Source organism: Jatrophihabitans sp. (genome assembly GCF_035474675.1).
Classification (GTDB): domain Bacteria; phylum Actinomycetota; class Actinomycetes; order Mycobacteriales; family Jatrophihabitantaceae; genus Jatrophihabitans_A.
Window position 1 is genome coordinate 23,808 of sequence record NZ_DATINC010000061.1, and the last position, 14,243, is coordinate 38,050.

The following is a 14,243-nucleotide window of genomic DNA, read 5'->3' on the forward strand; positions in this document are numbered from 1 at the left end:
CCGGCCGGCGTGCTAGAACCAAGATCCCCACAGCGAGGATGCCGCGTCCGGTATCGGCTTCTCGGACGAATTGCGGAATCGTCGGGCCCTGTTGGAGGTGACATTTAGGCGCCATGGACTCGACGTCGGACGACTCCGGCGATATTCGCGACCGATGGTGTCGCGGTCTGGCGCCGGATCAGGTATTCGGTCGTCTGTCGGCGCAGGGGATGTATTCGAACCGGCGACTATTGGCCAGTCAAGACCGCGTACCCGTTCCTGGTATCCCTCGGGGGGTCAGCGGGTGATGGTCAGCGGGAGTGCGGGTGTGAGGAGGTGGCGGCCATCGGCGAGGTTCATGGGGACGGTCAGGTGCCAGGATCCGGCCGGGACGGCGTAGCCGAGCTCGGGTGAGTAGCTGGCGGTGCCGACGAGCAGTGGTATCCGGACGGTCTCAGAAGGTGCGGCGGTGAAGGTCACCAACGGTGCGATCCGTACTCCTCCGGTGTCGGGGCCGCCAACTACCGCGCCGGCGTCGTTGATGATGGTCGCGGTGAGTTGGCCGTTGGTGTGGACGCTGATGTCATGGTCGCTGAGGTTGGTGAGCAGTAGGCCATGTGTCGTTGTCTGGCCGCTGCGCAGCGCCAACGGCGCCTCCAGGACGATGCCCATCTCGGCCGGGTTCACCGGGTCCCGGTCGATGGTCCGAGCTGATCTTCGCGACGGGCTTGGCAGGTGTGCCGCGGGTGGGTAGGGCAGGGCGCCGACTCGCAGCGATACGAAGTCGCCGTAGGTGTTGTGCAGGTCGGCTGCTGTGGACTCGGCGGCGGCAGTCAGGCAGATCTCCACCGGCGGGCGGCGATAACCCGGGTCGGGAGTCGGAGACGCCAGCAGTAGCCTAGGCTCCGCGCTCCAGAGCCGCTGCAGGTCATGTCTGAGCCGCTCCCACGCTTCGAGGTCTGCTGGTTTGGCGCGTTCGACACGCACCCAGCTGGCGATGCCGAGCCGGCGGGCGAGGTCGGTGATGGCGGTGGTGTCCTGGTCAGTCAGGTCGATGATCGTGACGCGCAGACCGCGGTCGGGATCGAATCGTGCCTCAGCGAAACGGTCGCCGACGAGCGCCCTGGTCTCTGTGAAGAATTCGTCGGCATGTTGCTCGACGTCATCCGGTGCCGTCGGGCCTTGGTCGTCGCCGGGGTGCAGCTGCACTGTTCCTCCCGCGATTCCTGCTGCTGTTGCGCAGCGACGAAGACCGACCTCTGCCTCATCATCGTCAGGCGAGGGAAAGGGGCCCGTTCTGGAGGGTAATCATTGTGCTGTGTCCGGGACGCGGCGCATAGCTGCGTGGTGGCCCACTCGTGGGCGGTGAGGGGCCAGCGGGCGGCGGTGATGGCTCAGAGGCCGAGGAGATCGGCGAGCTCCGCCTGATCTGTCAACTCCCGTCGACGATTCCCAATCGTTAGACCAGATGCAAGGTGTGATTCCCGGATGCGGTCTTGGTCGTTGGAGGTGACACGGCGACCGGAGCGCGAAGCGCTGGGCTCGCCGGCTGAGAGCTAGGGACTAGGTGCGGGCCGGCTGTGGCGCGGCCAGCCCGCTATCGAGTCCGGTGGAAAGCGCTCCCACTGAGCCAACTCGATCTTGCGGACTGGCCCCACCCCAGGCAGACTTAACGGGTAGTTCACGTCGGGGACGTCAGTTGGAGGCCACCGTGTCGATCGACCTCCCCGACCCTGCCGCCAACACCTCGCTCAAGGTCCTGACACTCCGCCGTCCGGATACCTGCGCCTGCGGGGCGGCTCTTGCCGCTGGCGAGCAGGCGGCCTGGGATCGGGCGACGCGAGCCGTCTGGTGCCTGCCCTGTGCGCAACCCATGCTGGCGGGTGCCGCCGCCACTCCACCACCGATAGAGCCGGCGCCGATCGAGTTGGGAGTGGCCGGCGGATCTGCGCAGCAGGAGTTCGCTCGGCGGCACAGCAAGCGCGAGCACCGCATCCGCGAGGCGCATCCACGGCTCGGGGGCTTGATCCTCGCCCTGTCCGACGACCCTCAGTCCACTCGGGCGTGGCAGTCCGGCGCGACCGGAGAACGCAAGCTCGGCGAGAAGCTGGCGAGTCTCGGCGACACCGTCATCGCGCTGCACGACCGGCAAGTCCCGAAGAGTCGAGCCAACATCGATCACATCGTGATCGGTCCAGCCGGTGTGTATGTGATCGACGCCAAGCGCTACCGGAACGCGAAGATCGCCGTCCGGCGATCCAGCGGGTTTCTGAGCCCGGTCCGGACCCAGCTGATGGTGGCCGGACGAGACAAGACCAAGCTGCTCGACGCCATGGGCTGGCAGGTCGACGCGGTACGCGCGGCATTGAGCGACAGTGCGGAGTTCGCGGACGTCCCGATCACCGCGGCGCTGTGCTTCATCGACGCCGAGTTCCCGCTCTTCGGGACCATCGAAATCAACGAAGTACGCGTACAAGGCCTCGGCGGGACGGCCAAGCTCGTCTCGACCGCGGGCCCTCTCGACGCCCCGGTGAGGGCTCAGCTCGCCCGGCACCTCGCCGCCCGGCTCCCCGCGAAGCCTTCAAGCGACTCTGCTCTGCTCTAGTTAGTCTGAGGAATACGGAGCGAGATTCGTCCCTGGCATTGGCTACCACCCGGCTTTCGGGCGGAAAGCCAAGTGCCTCTAGCCCTTTAGAAATGGGTGGAGCTGAGGGGACTCGAACCCCTGACCCCCACACTGCCAGTGTGGTGCGCTACCAGCTGCGCCACAGCCCCTTATCAAGCAACCCACCCTGGTGCGGCGAGCCGGGAAGTGAGTTTACACAGCGCCAGCGACCGCCCGCCGCCGGCCCACTGCCGAACCCCCTCCGAACCGTCCCAAAGATCACCAAGAGCCCTCCGGAGAGCCGGTCCGCCACGCCGAGACCCCCCGGATTTCTTGACTTGGAGCCCTCTCAGCCATACTTGGGGCGAGCCGCACCGGCCCAGCGCCGACGAACCTGAACCACCACCGCGCGGCGAGGACACTCATAAGGAGACATTCGTGAACCGCAAGGAACTGGTGACCGCGGTCGCCGAGAACGCCGATCTCGAGCAGAAGACGGTCGACGCAGTGCTGCGCAGCCTGCAGACCACCCTGGAAGCGGCCGTCGCCAAGGGCGACAAGGTGAGCGTGCCCGGCTTCTTCGCCCTCTCGGTCGGCAAGCGTGCCGCCCGCGAAGGCCGCAACCCCGCCACCGGCGAGACCATCCAGATCGCCGCCGCCAACACCGTCAAGTTCACCGCCGGCAGCTCGCTGAAGGACGCCGCCAACAAGTAACCCCAGCACGCGCAGAGGGGGCCGGTACCGCCAGGTACCGGCCCCCTCTGCTGTCCGCGGTCGGCCCGACCAGGGCCGACCACGGAGCTACTTCGACGTGGTGGCCGACGGGGACGCCGACCGCGACGGGCTGGTCGAGGCCGGCTTGCTGGTCGAGCCCGAGGTGGACGCCCGCGAGGTGGGCGTTGCCGACGGGGTCGGTGACGGCGCCGCGGTGGACTTGGCCTTGGCCAGCGCTGCGGAGATCGCCGCGTCGACCTGGGCCACCGTCACCGCGTCACCCTCCGAGCCCACCCGGGTACCGGCCACGAACACCGCCGGCGTCCCGTTGACGCCCCGCTTGGACGCGGCCTCGGTCACCGCGGCTACCAGGTCCTTGTGCTGGTTCGACGTCACGCAGGTGGAGAAGGCGGCGCTGGTGATGCCGGCCTCCTTGCCCCAGGCGGTCAGCTGCGAGTCCGGCTTGCCCTTGCTGCCCTCGGCCGGCTGGTTGTTCACCCCGCCCGACTTCCCGAACAGGATGTCGTGGAACTTCTGAAACGCATCCGGGCTCTCGTCGGCGGCGCAGTAGCCGGCGTTGGCCGCCCGCGAGGAGTACTTGTTGCCGTTGGACAGCGAGTCCAGGAACGACATCACGTGGTAGTTGACCCTGATGTTGGTGGCCTTGACCTTGGCGGCCAGGTCGGTGGCCAGCCCGCTCTGCTCCAGGTCGTTGCAGATCGGGCACTGGAAGTCCTCGTAGACGTCCACCAGCACCGGCGCCTGCTGGTTGCCCACCCGCACCCCGGTCGCGGCCGAGGCGTTGGTGGTGTCGACGTCGGAGCTGATCGAGGCCCGCCCGCTCTGCACGCCGGCCCCGATCAGGGTGACCAGCAGCAGCACCACCACCGTCCCGGCGGCGACGTAGCGCTGCTTGTACCGCAGCTCGGTCTCGGCCGCGGCCACCGCGGCCCGGTACCGCCGGACGTTCTTCTCGCTCTTGCGCTGCTTCGGGGTCAGCTCCGGCACCATCTCCGAGGCGATGATCGCCCGGTCCACCGAGAACCTGGTCAGCGGCCACCGGATCAGGAACGCCGACAGCACCAGCAGCCCGAGGTCGCGCAGGATGTCGAGGGTGTAGGAGGTCGAGGTGGACGGCCCTCCCCCGCCGCCGAAGCAGCCGCACTGGATCTCCAGCCCGCGGGCCGCCGCCTGGATGATGCCGACCAGGAACACCACCAGCAACACCGCGCTGACCGCGGCGGCGTACCGGGTGATCAATCCGATCAGCAGCAGGACGGCCAGCACCAGCTCCAGGCTCGGCAGGCCGTAGCCGATCGCCTTGGACAGCCACTCCGGGGTGGCGTCGTAGGCCCGCACCACCTGCACGAACCGGCGCGGGTCGCCGATCTTGGCCAGTGCCGCCCAGGCCCAGACCGCCGCCAGCACCACCCGGACCACCACGCCCACCAGCCCCGCCCAGCCGGGTGGCTCCCGGCGGACGACCGGCTCTCGACGGGCAGGCAGCCGGGTGGTCAGCTCTGGGAACCTCACGTCGTCGAACCCCTTACTTGGTATCGGCCACCAGTGGCAGGTCGTGGGCCACCTGCTCGGCCTGGTTGGTGCTCTGCAGGAACGCCACCCGTGCGTAGTCGTCCGTACCATAGAGCAGCACTTCGGACGAATGGGTTCGGCCCTCGTCCTCGGCGAGTGTCACGTGCGCGGCCACCTGGGCTGCGTCCACTTCCGACTGGCTCCCCCACAGCCCGATGAACCGGTTCGGCAGCCCCGGATCGAACTTCGCCAGGTAGCTCTTGAGCACCGGCGCGGTGTCGTGCTTGACGTCGGTGGTCACGAACACCACCCGGGTCGCCTGGCGCACCGCCTCGGGCACCTCCCGCAACGCGTTGGCGATGTCGGCCAGCGTCGTCGGGCAGACGTCCGGGCAGGTGGTGTAGCCGAAGAACAGCAGGGTCGGCTTGCCTGCGGTGTCGGCGCCGAACCGGAACGCCTTGCCGGCGGTGTCGGTGAGGGTGAACTGCGGCCGCGGCTGCGGCGGGTCCAGGCCGAGCCCGGAGTAGCCGCTGCCGGCGGCATGGTCGTTCAGCTCGCTGGCCGAGGCCGAGGCGGCCGGCGAGCCGTCCGAGCCCCCGGACCCACAGCCGGCCAGCGTGGCGAGCAGCACCGCCGCGGCCAGCGCCGCACCGGCACCGCGCAGCCGGCTCATCGGGGCGCCTCGGCGGTCGGGGCCGGCGCGCCGATCGCGATCACCGGCACAGTCAGCAGCAGCTGCCCGGCCTTGGCGAACGTCAGCCGGAAGTTGACGCTCTGGCCCGCCTCGAGCGGGCTGTAGAGCTTGTCGATCATCACGTGCCCCTCACCCGGCCGCAGGCTGACGCTGCCGTGCGCCGGGATGCTCAACCCAGAGATCTGCCGCATCCCGCCGCGCGAGTCGGAGTGCAGGGTGGTCTGCTCGCCCGCCCCGGAGTCCACGCCGGTCAGCACGTCCGGCGTGCCGGTGGTGTTGTAGAGGGTGAAGTACGCCGCCGCGTTCACCCCGTTCGCCGGCTCCCGGACGTAACCGCCGCTCGCCACGATCGGTTGCTCCGGCGCGGCCGCGACGTCCGCGGCGGCCGGCGAGTTCGACATCGCGCCGCGGACCAGGCCGGCCGCGCCGGCCACCGCAAGCAGCACCGCGAGGACCATCGACACCGGGATGCGTTTCACGCCACCCATGATCCCCCACCGGAGTTCGGAACCTGCTGTGAGCGTCCCGGCACTCAGAACACCTTGATCCGGGCCACCGCGACCGTCGAGTCGAACTCCGAGGTCTGCACGGTCAGGCTGATCTCCCAGGTGCCGGCCACCGGCAGCGACACCACTGCCGAGGTGTAGCTGCCCGGGCCGGACGCCTTCAGCGGTACCGGGATCGGCCCCAGCTGCTGCGCCGGCAGGCTGGCGGTCGCGGTGACGGCGGTCGCCGCCGGTCCGCCGGCCAGCTGCACCTCGAACCGGACGTTGCCGTGCACGCCCGGCGTGACCTGCACCGTCGCCTCGGTGGCGGCATTCACCCGCACGCTGACCTGCCGGGGCTTGCTGCGATCGGCCGCCAGCGCCACCTTGCCGGGCGGCTGCGAGACCAGCACCGCGGTGGCCGCGAGCACCAGGGCACCCACCAGCACCTCAACCAGCAGCGTCCGGCGCAGCCTGGCCGGCAGCCCCGGCTCCGGCCGCGCCGCCACCCGCCACGCGGTCGCCGTACCCAGCGCCGCACCGGCCGGCTCCAGCCCCGCACCGGCCGGCTCACGACCCGCGCCAGGCGGGGCTCCACCGAGCGGCAGGTCCACCGGCTCGTCCGGGTCCGCCGGCCGCTCGGTACCGGCCGACCGCAGCACCACCCGGCGGGCCAGGTAGCCCAGCCCGAGGATGGCGCAGAACAGCGCAACCTTGATCAGCACCAGCTGGCCGTACCGGGTGCTGGCCAGCGCGTCCAGCGCCCCGACCTCCCGCCAGGCCTGCAGGGTGCCGGTCACCGCGAGGGTGGCGATGCAGGCCATCGCGACCCGGGAGAAGACCGGCAACCCGGCCGCCAGCTGGACCCGGTCGGCCTCCCGGTCAGGCATGTCGTCCGGCCAGTCGTCCGGCCAGTCCGCCGCCCCGGCGTCCGGCAGTCCGCCCTCGGCACGAGCCGCACGGCGGGAGCTGAGCGCGGCCACCGCCAGCACCAGCACGCCGCCCAGCCAGACGATCATGGCAGTCAGGTGCAGCGCGTCCACCAGCACCCACAGCGAACGCGGGCTGGCCGAACGGGTGTGCCCGGACGCCGCGAAGGTGACCACGATGCCGGCGCCGACGATCGCCGCCGCCTCCGGCGCCCAGCTGGGCCGGCGCTCCGGATCGTCCGCTGGCCGGGCGCCGGCCGCTGAACCGCGGCCCAGCAACGCGGTGAGCTCCATGCCCAGCACGCCCAGCAGCAGCACCCGCAGCGACAGCAACGGGCCGGTGCCGTCGTGCAGGGTGGCGTCCAGCAGGCTGCCCCGGGTGAGGGTGCTGAACCCCGTCCCGGCCGCGTACGGCCCCTCCAGCAGATATTCGGTGACAGCGCCCGCCGCGGCTATCCCCCAGCCGGACCAGACCAGCCGCCGGACCGCCCGGTGCCGCCGGCCGGCCGGCCAGAGCGTGAAGATCAGCCAGCTGCCGCCGACCATCGCCACCCCGGCGAAGCTGAGCCAGTGGCTGGTCGCCAGCCCCGTCGAGACCGCCCGGTCGACCGGCGCCGACCCGGAGCCGCCGCCTCCGATGTCCAGCGGGCCGTTGCCCACCACGTACCGGACGGTGCCGGCCACTGGGTGCGAGTCGGCCGAGATCACCCGGTAGCTGGCCAGGTAGCTGCCGTCCCCCAGCCCGGACCGCAGCTGTACCGACACCGAGCTGCCCACCCCGCCGGGGTGCTTGGGCTGGCCGCTGTCGACCCGCCGGCCGGACGAGTCGACCACCCGCAGGTAGCCCAGGTCCAGGCCCACCTGCTCGTTGAACCGCAGCGTGACCGAGGCCGGTGACTGGGCCAGCCGGCTGCCGTCGGCCGGGTCCGAGCCGACCAGCACGGTGTGCGCCGAGGCGGGTGCTGCCAGCAGCAGGTTCAGCACCGCCACCGCCAGCACCGCCAGCAGCCCGAGCGGCCAGCGCCTCATGCCGCCCCCCGGTTGCGCCGCGGCAGCGACCTGACCGGGCTCTGCCCACCGGCCGGCACCGCCGGCCGGCGGGGCCCGGGCACCCGCTCGGCCCGCGCCAGGGCGATCACCAGCAGCAGGCCCAGCGCCACCCCGGCATGGCTGGCCAGCCGGGCAGCGGTGACCGCCCCGTCCAGCAGATCCGGCACGCTCAGCATCGACAGCACCGCCACGAAGGCCAGCAGGATCGGCACCGTGCCGGCCGCCCGGGCCGGCCGCAGCGCCACCGCCAGCAGCGCGGCGCCGACCGCCACGTTCCAGGCCGCGCTCTCGTGCGCCTGGTGGGTGCCCATGTGCATCGCCGCCATTCCGACGCTCTCGCCCCACATCCCCGGCACCGACACCGCCCACTGCAGGCCGGCCAACGCGATCAGCGCCGCCTGCAGCCCCCGCCGCCGGCGCAGCAGCCGGGCCGCCGGCAACCCGGCCTCGCGCAGGATCGGCTCGCTCAGGTCCGGCGGGGTCACCCCGGACACCCGCAGCAGCCGGCCGGCCCGGGTGGCGGCGTCCAGCCACATCGAGCAACCGGGGCAACCTGCCAGGTGCTCGTCCAGCACTACGCTGGGTATCCCGGGCCTCTCGCCGTCCAGCCGGGCGGAGGCAGCCTCCCGGAAGGCCTCACAGCTCATGCCCACCTCAGTCGGGGAAACTACCCGGTAAGTTCCCTGCCTGTGGCCCGGCTCACGTGCCGGGCCCGGCCGGACGCGTCCCATCCGGTGTGCCCGGCACACCGAATTCCCGATGCCCGACCCGCTCGACCTCCGCCGAAGGGACGCCCAGGTGCCGCCGCCAGACCAGGACTACGACGCCGTGACGCTGGCGGCCCTGCAGGCCCGGGCCGGCGACCCGGACGCCGCCGCCGCGTTCGTCCGGGCCTGCCAGGGCGACGTCTGGCGGCTGTGCGCCCACCTGGGCAGCCGGCGGGACGCCGACGACCTCACCCAGGAGACCTTCGCCCGCGCGTTCGGCTCGCTGCACCGCTTCGCCGGCCGGTCCGCGGGCCGCACCTGGCTGCTGTCGATCGCCCGGCGGGTGTGCGCCGACGCCATCCGCACCCGCCGGCCCAGCACCCCGGTGGCCGAGCTGGAGCCGCCCGGACGTGGCGCCGACCCCGCCGACACGGTCAGCCTGCGGTTGCTGCTGGACGGCATCGACCCGCTGTTCCGGGAGGCATTCGTGCTGACCCAGCTGGTGGGGCTGTCCTACGCCGAGGCGGCCGAGGTGATCAGCTGCCCGGTGGGCACCATCCGATCCCGGGTGGCACGGGCCCGCGACGCGCTGGTGGCCGGGCTGGAAGTCGGCGGCCGGACCGCCCGCGGCACCGGCTGAATCCGGCTGGAGCCCGGCTCAGGCCGGCCGGGTCCGCGCCCGGACGTCCTGGGCGGCCCGCCGCTCGGCGACGAACGAGGCGAACGGCACCGTGCCGGCCAGCATCACCAGGCCGAGCTTGAGCCACGGCCAGCGCAACCGGACGCCGAGGTCGAGGGCGGTCACCAGGTACACCATGAACAGGAAGCCGTGCGCGGTGCCGATCACCGCGACCGGTCCCGGGTGGTCGGCCAGGTACTTCAGCGGAATGGCCACGAAGCACAGCAGCACCAGCAGCACCCCGGTGGTGTAGGCCAGGATCCGGTAGCGCAGGAACGATCCGGACAAGCCACGCTGCCCGCGCTGGCCGGTGGGCGGAGCGGTCGCGGTCACTCGGGAGCCTCTCGGTCGGCGGCATCCAGCTGCGCCAGGTAGGCGTTGAACCTGCGCCGCTCCGGATCGGTCTCGACGGCAGGGCTGGACGGCGCCAGGGTATAGCCCCGGTACCGGCTGGCCGGTGCGGCGGGCCCGGCAGGGCTCGCGGCACCGCTCGGCCTCTCCTCGGCGGCCCGGTCCGAGCGCAGGTGGTCGGTGACCACCCGTCCCCACATCAGCACGGTGAACCCGACGAAGGCCCACCACTGCAGGGCGTAGGCGTAGTTGCGCAGGTCGCCGTGGTGGCGGATCGCGACCCGCCACTGCCACTGCCCGAGCCAGATCATCGCCGCGCAGGCCGCCAGCGCGAACGCGTGCAGCAGCAGCCACTTCGGGCGCAGCAGTGTCAGCTTGCTCGGCCGTCCGGACACGCCCTCACGGTACGTCGTCGGCGTCCCGGCGAGCCAGCGATCCAGTCGGCGCGCGGCTACCCCTGCTTCCAGGCGAACAGTTCCAGGGCGATGTTGTCCGGGTCGCGGAACTCCAGGATGTGCGCCACCCCGATGTCCTTGATCCCGCCGTGCGCCACCCCGATGTCCTCCAGCGTCCGGGCCATCTCCTGCAGGTCCGCAACGCTGTCGACGGCGAAGCTGAGGTGGTCCAGGCCCACCCGGTCCTCGTCGAACCGGTCGCTGGCCGGCGCCACCGGGCGGAGCCCGAACAGCGCGCTGCCGAGCCGGTAGATCACCCCGCCGAACAGGTACCTCAGCTGCTCGCGGGTCGCCTCGTCGGCGTCCTCGGGCAGTTCCAGGGCGACCGGCAGCCCGAACACCCGGTCGTAGAAGGCCCGGGACCGCGCGAGATCGGTGACGGTCAGCCGCACGTGGGAGTAGCTGATGCGGATCGGCATCCGGCGATTCTGTCACCGCCGCCGACCGCCGGCGGCCTACTTGGGCGCGATCAGCTCCAGCGCGATGTTGTCCGGGTCGCGGAACTCCAGGATGTGGTGGCGGCCGATGTCCTTGATGCCGGCGTGCGCGATGCCGCGCCGGTCGAGGGCGGCGGCGGTCTCCTCCAGCTCGGCCAGGGTGCCCACCTCGAAGCTGAGGTGGTCCAAGCCCACCCGGTTCTCGTCGAACCGGTCGTCGGCCGGAGCGCCCGGGCGGATGCCGAACAGGCTGTCGCCGACCGCATAGATCACCCCGCCCATCAGGAAGCTGAGCAGCCGGCGGGTGTCCTCGTCGGCGTCCGGCGGCAGCTCGTAGGCCACCGGCAGGCCGAACACGTCGTCATAGAAGGCCCGGGACCGGGCGAAGTCGCGAACCGTCAGGCGGACGTGGGCGTACCCGGAGGCGGCGATCGGCATGGGAAAAGGGTGCCCCGGGCAACCGCGGCCGGCCGCCGCGATCGTGCCCAGTCCGCCGGGACGGCCACCCGCCGAAGGTGGCAGGCTGGCCGGATGCACCCGGTGGTCGTGGTCGGAGCGGGCATCTCCGGAATCGGCTGCGCCCGCGCCCTGGCCGCCGCCGGCCTGCCGGTGCGGGTGCTCGACCGGGCCGGCGAGCCCGGTGGCCGGATGGCCACCGCCGAGCACGCCGGCCGGCCGGTGGACGTCGGCGCCTCGTACTTCACGGTGTCCGACGCCCGGTTCGCCGACGTGGTGCGGGACTGGCAGCGGCGTGGGCTGGCCCGGCCGTGGACCGACACCTTCGACGTGCACCGTCCCGCGGCTCCCACCGAGCGCACCACCGGTCCGCTGCGCTGGGCGGCCGGCGCCGGGCTATGCAGCCTGGTGGCCGACCTGGCCGGGGACCTTCCCGTCGAGCGGGTGGACGTGGACCTGGTGGCTGCCGGGCCGGCGGGCCTCACGGTGGCCGGCCAGCCAGCCGTGGCGGTGGTGCTGGCGATGCCCGACCCGCAGGCCCGGGCCGTCCTGCACCCGGCGCTGGCCCGGGAGCGGGCCGGGCTCTACACCCGGTTCGAGCCGGTGCTGGCGCTGGCCGCCGGCTGGCCGCGGCGGGACTGGAAGCCGCTGGACGGCATGTTCGTGCACGGCGACGAGCGGCTGTCCTGGATCGCCGACGACGGCAGCCGGCGCGGCGACGGGGCGCCGGTGCTGGTCGCGCACTCCACGCCCTCCTGGGCCGCCGGGCGGGCAGACCAGCCGGAGCAGGCCGGTGCGGAGCTGCTGCAGGCGCTGCGCCGGGTGCTGGGCATCGCCACCGAGCCGTCCTGGACCGCCCTGTACCGCTGGGACTGCGCCAAGCCCGCCTCCGGACGGGCGGCCGGCTTCCAGCTGTGGCCGAGCCGGATCGCCGCCTGCGGGGACGGCTGGACGCAACGGCCCCGGGTGGAGGCGGCGTTCCTGTCCGGGGTGCGGCTGGGCACCGCGCTGGCCAGCCGGCTGACCGACCGCACCGCCTGACAACGCCTGGCCGACCGGGGCCGGTGCGAGGCCGGCGTGACGGGGCAGCTGCGGAGTTGGCAGAATGACCTCCATGGTCCTGGTCCGCGCGATCGCCCGTCCCCTGCTCGCCGCCAGCTTCATCTCCGGCGGCGTCACCGTCCTGCGCAACCCGGCTCCCCGGGTCGCCGCCGCCGACCGGGTGCTGGCCCCGTTGGCAGCCCGGGTGCCGCAACTGTCCAACACCGAGCAGGTGGTCAAGGCCGACGCCGCCGCCAAGGTGGTCGCTGGCTCGCTGCTGGCGCTGGGCAAGCTGCCCCGGCTCTCGGCCACCGTGCTGGCCGTCAGCCTGGTGCCGACCACCCTGGCCGGCCACCGGTTCTGGGAGGAGCCGGACCCGGTCCGGCGCACCCAGCAACGGCTGCACCTGACGAAGAACGCCGGCCTGCTGGGCGGCCTGCTGCTGGCCGCCGTCGACACCCAGGGCCGGCCGTCGCTGGGCTGGTGGGCCAGGCGCACGCCGTGGCTGGTCCGGCACACCGCCAGCGGCCTGCGCCGCGACACCGAGCACGCGCTGCACTCAGCCGTCTCCACCGCCGCCCACACCGCCGGCGAGCTGCGCCGCGACACCGGGCACGCGCTGCACTCGGCCGCCGGCACCGTCCGGGACAAGCTGCCGGTCTGACGCTCAGGCCCGCTCAGCCCCGCTCCGGTCCGCCGTCGGCTCTGCCGTGGCCACACCGTCCGCGGTGTACAGTCGGCCCGACGGGTGACCGGGGCCTTCGACAGCAGGGTCGGCTCCTGTTTGGCTCCGGCCAACTGCACCCCTGGGTGAGGCTCCTGTGACCGTGACACCTTCTGCTCCTCGTGCCGTCCGATGACGGCCGACCAGTCCCTTCAGCAGCTGGCCGAGGCGTTCGCCGGCCTGGAGCCGCACCTGCGCATGTCCGGCTCCGCCGAGGACGTGCTGGCCTCGATCACCAGTTACGGCCTGCAGGTGGTCAAGGCCGCCGATCATGCGGCGATCACCCGCGGCCGGACCGGCAGCTTCAAGACGGTGGCGGCGACCAGCGACATACCACTGCAGGTGGACGCGATCCAGTACGAGCTGGGCTACGGCCCGTGCGTCGACGCCATCGTCGACAACACCACCTACCGCACCGGCGACCTGCCCAACGAGCCGCGCTGGCCGGGTTTCGGGCAGCGGGCCGCCGAGGAGACCGGCGTGCGGTCCATGCTGTCGTTCCGGATGTTCCTGGAGGGCGATGACCTGATCGCCGGCCTGAACTTCTACTCCGGCAAGCCGGACGCCTTCGACGACAACGACCAGACCCTCGGCCTGCTGCTGTCCACCCACGGCGCGCTGGCGCTGTCGGCGCTGCGCCGCGGAGACACCGCCGCCCAGCTGGCCCGCGCGCTGGAGAGCAACCGCGAGATCGGGGTGGCGATGGGGGTGCTGATGGCCCAGCACAAGATCACCCGAGAGCAGGCCTTCGACCTGCTGCGGGTGGCCAGCCAGCACACCCACCGCAAGCTGGCCGACATCGCCGCCGACGTCGCCGACACCGGCACGCTGGACCTGCCGACCCTGCAGTAGCGCCGGCTGGCTCAGGACGTCCGGCGCCGCAGGGTGGCCGCGCCCAGTGCCAGCGCGGCGGCGATGCAGCCGGCCACCACCAGCAGGTCGCGGACCAGCACGGCGTCCGCGCTGCCCTGCCGGACCCGGGCCAGTCCCTCGACGGCGTAGGACATCGGCAGCACGTTGCTCAGCCAGCGCAGCACGTCGACCATCTGCGAGCGCGGGGTGAGCAGGCCGCAGAGCAGGAACTGCGGCAGCACCACGGCGGGCAGGAACTGCACCGCCTGGAACTCGGTGGCGGCGAAGGCGCTGACCAGCAGCCCCAGCGACATGCCGAGCAGCGCGCTGGCCAGTGCCAGCAGCAGCACCCAGCCCACCCCGGCCGGCGCGTCCAGCCCCAGCCAGCCGAACGCGATTGCGCACACCACCCCGATCTGGACGCAGGTGGCCACCGCGAACGCCAGCGCGTAGCCGACCAGCAGGTCCAGCTTGGCCAGCCGGGTGGTGAACAGCCGCTCCAGGGTGCCGGTGGTGCGCTCGCGCAGCATCGCCACCGAGGTGACCAGGAAC

At 72.4% G+C, this 14,243-nt stretch carries 17 protein-coding genes and 1 tRNA gene; 6 read left to right on the forward strand and 12 right to left on the reverse strand.

From position 1 onward, the window contains the following. Positions 1-276: 276 nt before the first annotated feature. A complete protein-coding gene (locus VLJ82_RS07220; RefSeq protein WP_408662658.1) occupies positions 277-1,188 on the reverse strand; it encodes a hypothetical protein in 912 nt (303 codons plus the stop codon). Between the two features lie 502 nt (positions 1,189-1,690). Between VLJ82_RS07220 and VLJ82_RS07225 the strand changes: the two genes are divergently transcribed. After that, positions 1,691-2,584, forward strand: coding sequence for a nuclease-related domain-containing protein (locus VLJ82_RS07225; RefSeq protein ID WP_408662659.1), 894 nt, complete (start codon positions 1,691-1,693; stop codon positions 2,582-2,584). A gap of 97 nt (positions 2,585-2,681) precedes the next feature. Here VLJ82_RS07225 and VLJ82_RS07230 read toward each other — a convergent pair. Next, positions 2,682-2,754: transfer RNA gene (locus VLJ82_RS07230), tRNA-Ala, on the reverse strand. 37 nt (positions 2,755-2,791) lie between these two features. Here VLJ82_RS07230 and VLJ82_RS07235 point away from each other — a divergent pair. Continuing rightward, on the forward strand, positions 2,792-3,298 hold the full coding sequence (locus VLJ82_RS07235) for an HU family DNA-binding protein (RefSeq protein WP_408662660.1): 507 nt from the start codon (positions 2,792-2,794) through the stop codon (positions 3,296-3,298). 87 nt (positions 3,299-3,385) lie between these two features. Here VLJ82_RS07235 and VLJ82_RS07240 read toward each other — a convergent pair whose 3' ends face one another. Genes VLJ82_RS07240 through VLJ82_RS07260 form a run of 5 tightly spaced genes read right to left on the reverse strand, consistent with a single transcriptional unit; the run spans position 3,386 to position 8,636 of the window. Further along, a complete protein-coding gene (locus VLJ82_RS07240; RefSeq protein ID WP_408662661.1) occupies positions 3,386-4,831 on the reverse strand; it encodes a DsbA family protein in 1,446 nt (481 codons plus the stop codon). Positions 4,832-4,844: 13 nt separating this feature from the next. Further along, positions 4,845-5,504 carry an SCO family protein gene (locus tag VLJ82_RS07245; RefSeq protein ID WP_408662662.1) on the reverse strand — a complete coding sequence of 220 codons (660 nt, stop codon included), beginning with the start codon at positions 5,502-5,504 and terminating at the stop codon, positions 4,845-4,847. Further along, positions 5,501-6,004 carry a copper chaperone PCu(A)C gene (locus tag VLJ82_RS07250; RefSeq protein ID WP_408662663.1) on the reverse strand — a complete coding sequence of 168 codons (504 nt, stop codon included), beginning with the start codon at positions 6,002-6,004 and terminating at the stop codon, positions 5,501-5,503. The genes VLJ82_RS07245 and VLJ82_RS07250 overlap by 4 nt, the downstream gene beginning before the upstream one ends. Positions 6,005-6,057: 53 nt before the next feature. Continuing rightward, entirely contained in the window at positions 6,058-7,968 is a 1,911-nt protein-coding gene (locus VLJ82_RS07255) for a copper resistance CopC/CopD family protein (protein ID WP_408662664.1), read from the reverse strand. Continuing rightward, positions 7,965-8,636, reverse strand: coding sequence for a zf-HC2 domain-containing protein (locus VLJ82_RS07260; protein WP_408662665.1), 672 nt, complete (start codon positions 8,634-8,636; stop codon positions 7,965-7,967). The genes VLJ82_RS07255 and VLJ82_RS07260 overlap by 4 nt, the downstream gene beginning before the upstream one ends. A gap of 112 nt (positions 8,637-8,748) precedes the next feature. Here VLJ82_RS07260 and VLJ82_RS07265 point away from each other — a divergent pair, with 112 nt between their 5' ends. Next, positions 8,749-9,336, forward strand: a complete 588-nt coding sequence (locus tag VLJ82_RS07265; protein ID WP_408662666.1) for a sigma-70 family RNA polymerase sigma factor — start codon at positions 8,749-8,751, stop codon at positions 9,334-9,336. 18 nt (positions 9,337-9,354) lie between these two features. Here the strand turns inward: VLJ82_RS07265 and VLJ82_RS07270 are convergent, their stop codons facing one another. Genes VLJ82_RS07270 through VLJ82_RS07285 form a run of 4 tightly spaced genes read right to left on the reverse strand, consistent with a single transcriptional unit; the run spans position 9,355 to position 11,056 of the window. Continuing rightward, positions 9,355-9,663, reverse strand: coding sequence for a DUF3817 domain-containing protein (locus VLJ82_RS07270; RefSeq protein ID WP_408662674.1), 309 nt, complete (start codon positions 9,661-9,663; stop codon positions 9,355-9,357). A 41-nt stretch (positions 9,664-9,704) separates the two neighbouring features. Beyond that, positions 9,705-10,121 carry a hypothetical protein gene (locus VLJ82_RS07275; protein ID WP_408662667.1) on the reverse strand — a complete coding sequence of 139 codons (417 nt, stop codon included), beginning with the start codon at positions 10,119-10,121 and terminating at the stop codon, positions 9,705-9,707. 56 nt (positions 10,122-10,177) lie between these two features. Next, positions 10,178-10,600, reverse strand: coding sequence for a VOC family protein (locus VLJ82_RS07280; RefSeq protein WP_408662668.1), 423 nt, complete (start codon positions 10,598-10,600; stop codon positions 10,178-10,180). A 36-nt stretch (positions 10,601-10,636) separates the two neighbouring features. Further along, complete coding sequence (locus VLJ82_RS07285) at positions 10,637-11,056, reverse strand: VOC family protein (protein WP_408662669.1); 420 nt, start codon at positions 11,054-11,056, stop codon at positions 10,637-10,639. Between the two features lie 93 nt (positions 11,057-11,149). Between VLJ82_RS07285 and VLJ82_RS07290 the strand changes: the two genes are divergently transcribed. From VLJ82_RS07290 to VLJ82_RS07300, 3 genes are all read left to right on the forward strand, one after another. After that, positions 11,150-12,115: an NAD(P)/FAD-dependent oxidoreductase gene (locus VLJ82_RS07290; protein ID WP_408662670.1), complete on the forward strand. Its 966-nt coding sequence runs from the start codon at positions 11,150-11,152 to the stop codon at positions 12,113-12,115. A gap of 64 nt (positions 12,116-12,179) precedes the next feature. Beyond that, on the forward strand, positions 12,180-12,779 hold the full coding sequence (locus tag VLJ82_RS07295) for a DoxX family membrane protein (protein WP_408662671.1): 600 nt from the start codon (positions 12,180-12,182) through the stop codon (positions 12,777-12,779). 192 nt (positions 12,780-12,971) lie between these two features. Then, the gene (locus tag VLJ82_RS07300) at positions 12,972-13,691 is read left to right on the forward strand and encodes a GAF and ANTAR domain-containing protein (RefSeq protein WP_408662672.1); all 720 of its coding nucleotides are present in this window, start codon (positions 12,972-12,974) and stop codon (positions 13,689-13,691) included. A gap of 11 nt (positions 13,692-13,702) precedes the next feature. On the opposite strand, the gene VLJ82_RS07305 is transcribed toward VLJ82_RS07300, so the two are convergent. After that, positions 13,703-14,243 (reverse strand): ABC transporter permease (locus tag VLJ82_RS07305; protein WP_408662673.1); only part of this gene is annotated, 541 nt, incomplete at its 5' end.

Bases quoted from the DNA above. Each gene is read 5' to 3' on its own strand.
- VLJ82_RS07245 (WP_408662662.1), bottom strand. From the start codon at position 5,504: ATGAGCCGGCTGCGCGGTGCCGGTGCGGCGCTGGCCGCGGCGGTGCTG.
- VLJ82_RS07255 (WP_408662664.1), bottom strand. From the start codon at position 7,968: ATGAGGCGCTGGCCGCTCGGGCTGCTGGCGGTGCTGGCGGTGGCGGTG.
- VLJ82_RS07260 (WP_408662665.1), bottom strand. From the start codon at position 8,636: ATGAGCTGTGAGGCCTTCCGGGAGGCTGCCTCCGCCCGGCTGGACGGC.
- VLJ82_RS07265 (WP_408662666.1), top strand. From the start codon at position 8,749: ATGCCCGACCCGCTCGACCTCCGCCGAAGGGACGCCCAGGTGCCGCCG.
- VLJ82_RS07280 (WP_408662668.1), bottom strand. From the start codon at position 10,600: ATGCCGATCCGCATCAGCTACTCCCACGTGCGGCTGACCGTCACCGAT.
- VLJ82_RS07285 (WP_408662669.1), bottom strand. From the start codon at position 11,056: ATGCCGATCGCCGCCTCCGGGTACGCCCACGTCCGCCTGACGGTTCGC.
- VLJ82_RS07290 (WP_408662670.1), top strand. From the start codon at position 11,150: ATGCACCCGGTGGTCGTGGTCGGAGCGGGCATCTCCGGAATCGGCTGC.
- VLJ82_RS07295 (WP_408662671.1), top strand. From the start codon at position 12,180: ATGACCTCCATGGTCCTGGTCCGCGCGATCGCCCGTCCCCTGCTCGCC.
- VLJ82_RS07300 (WP_408662672.1), top strand. From the start codon at position 12,972: ATGACGGCCGACCAGTCCCTTCAGCAGCTGGCCGAGGCGTTCGCCGGC.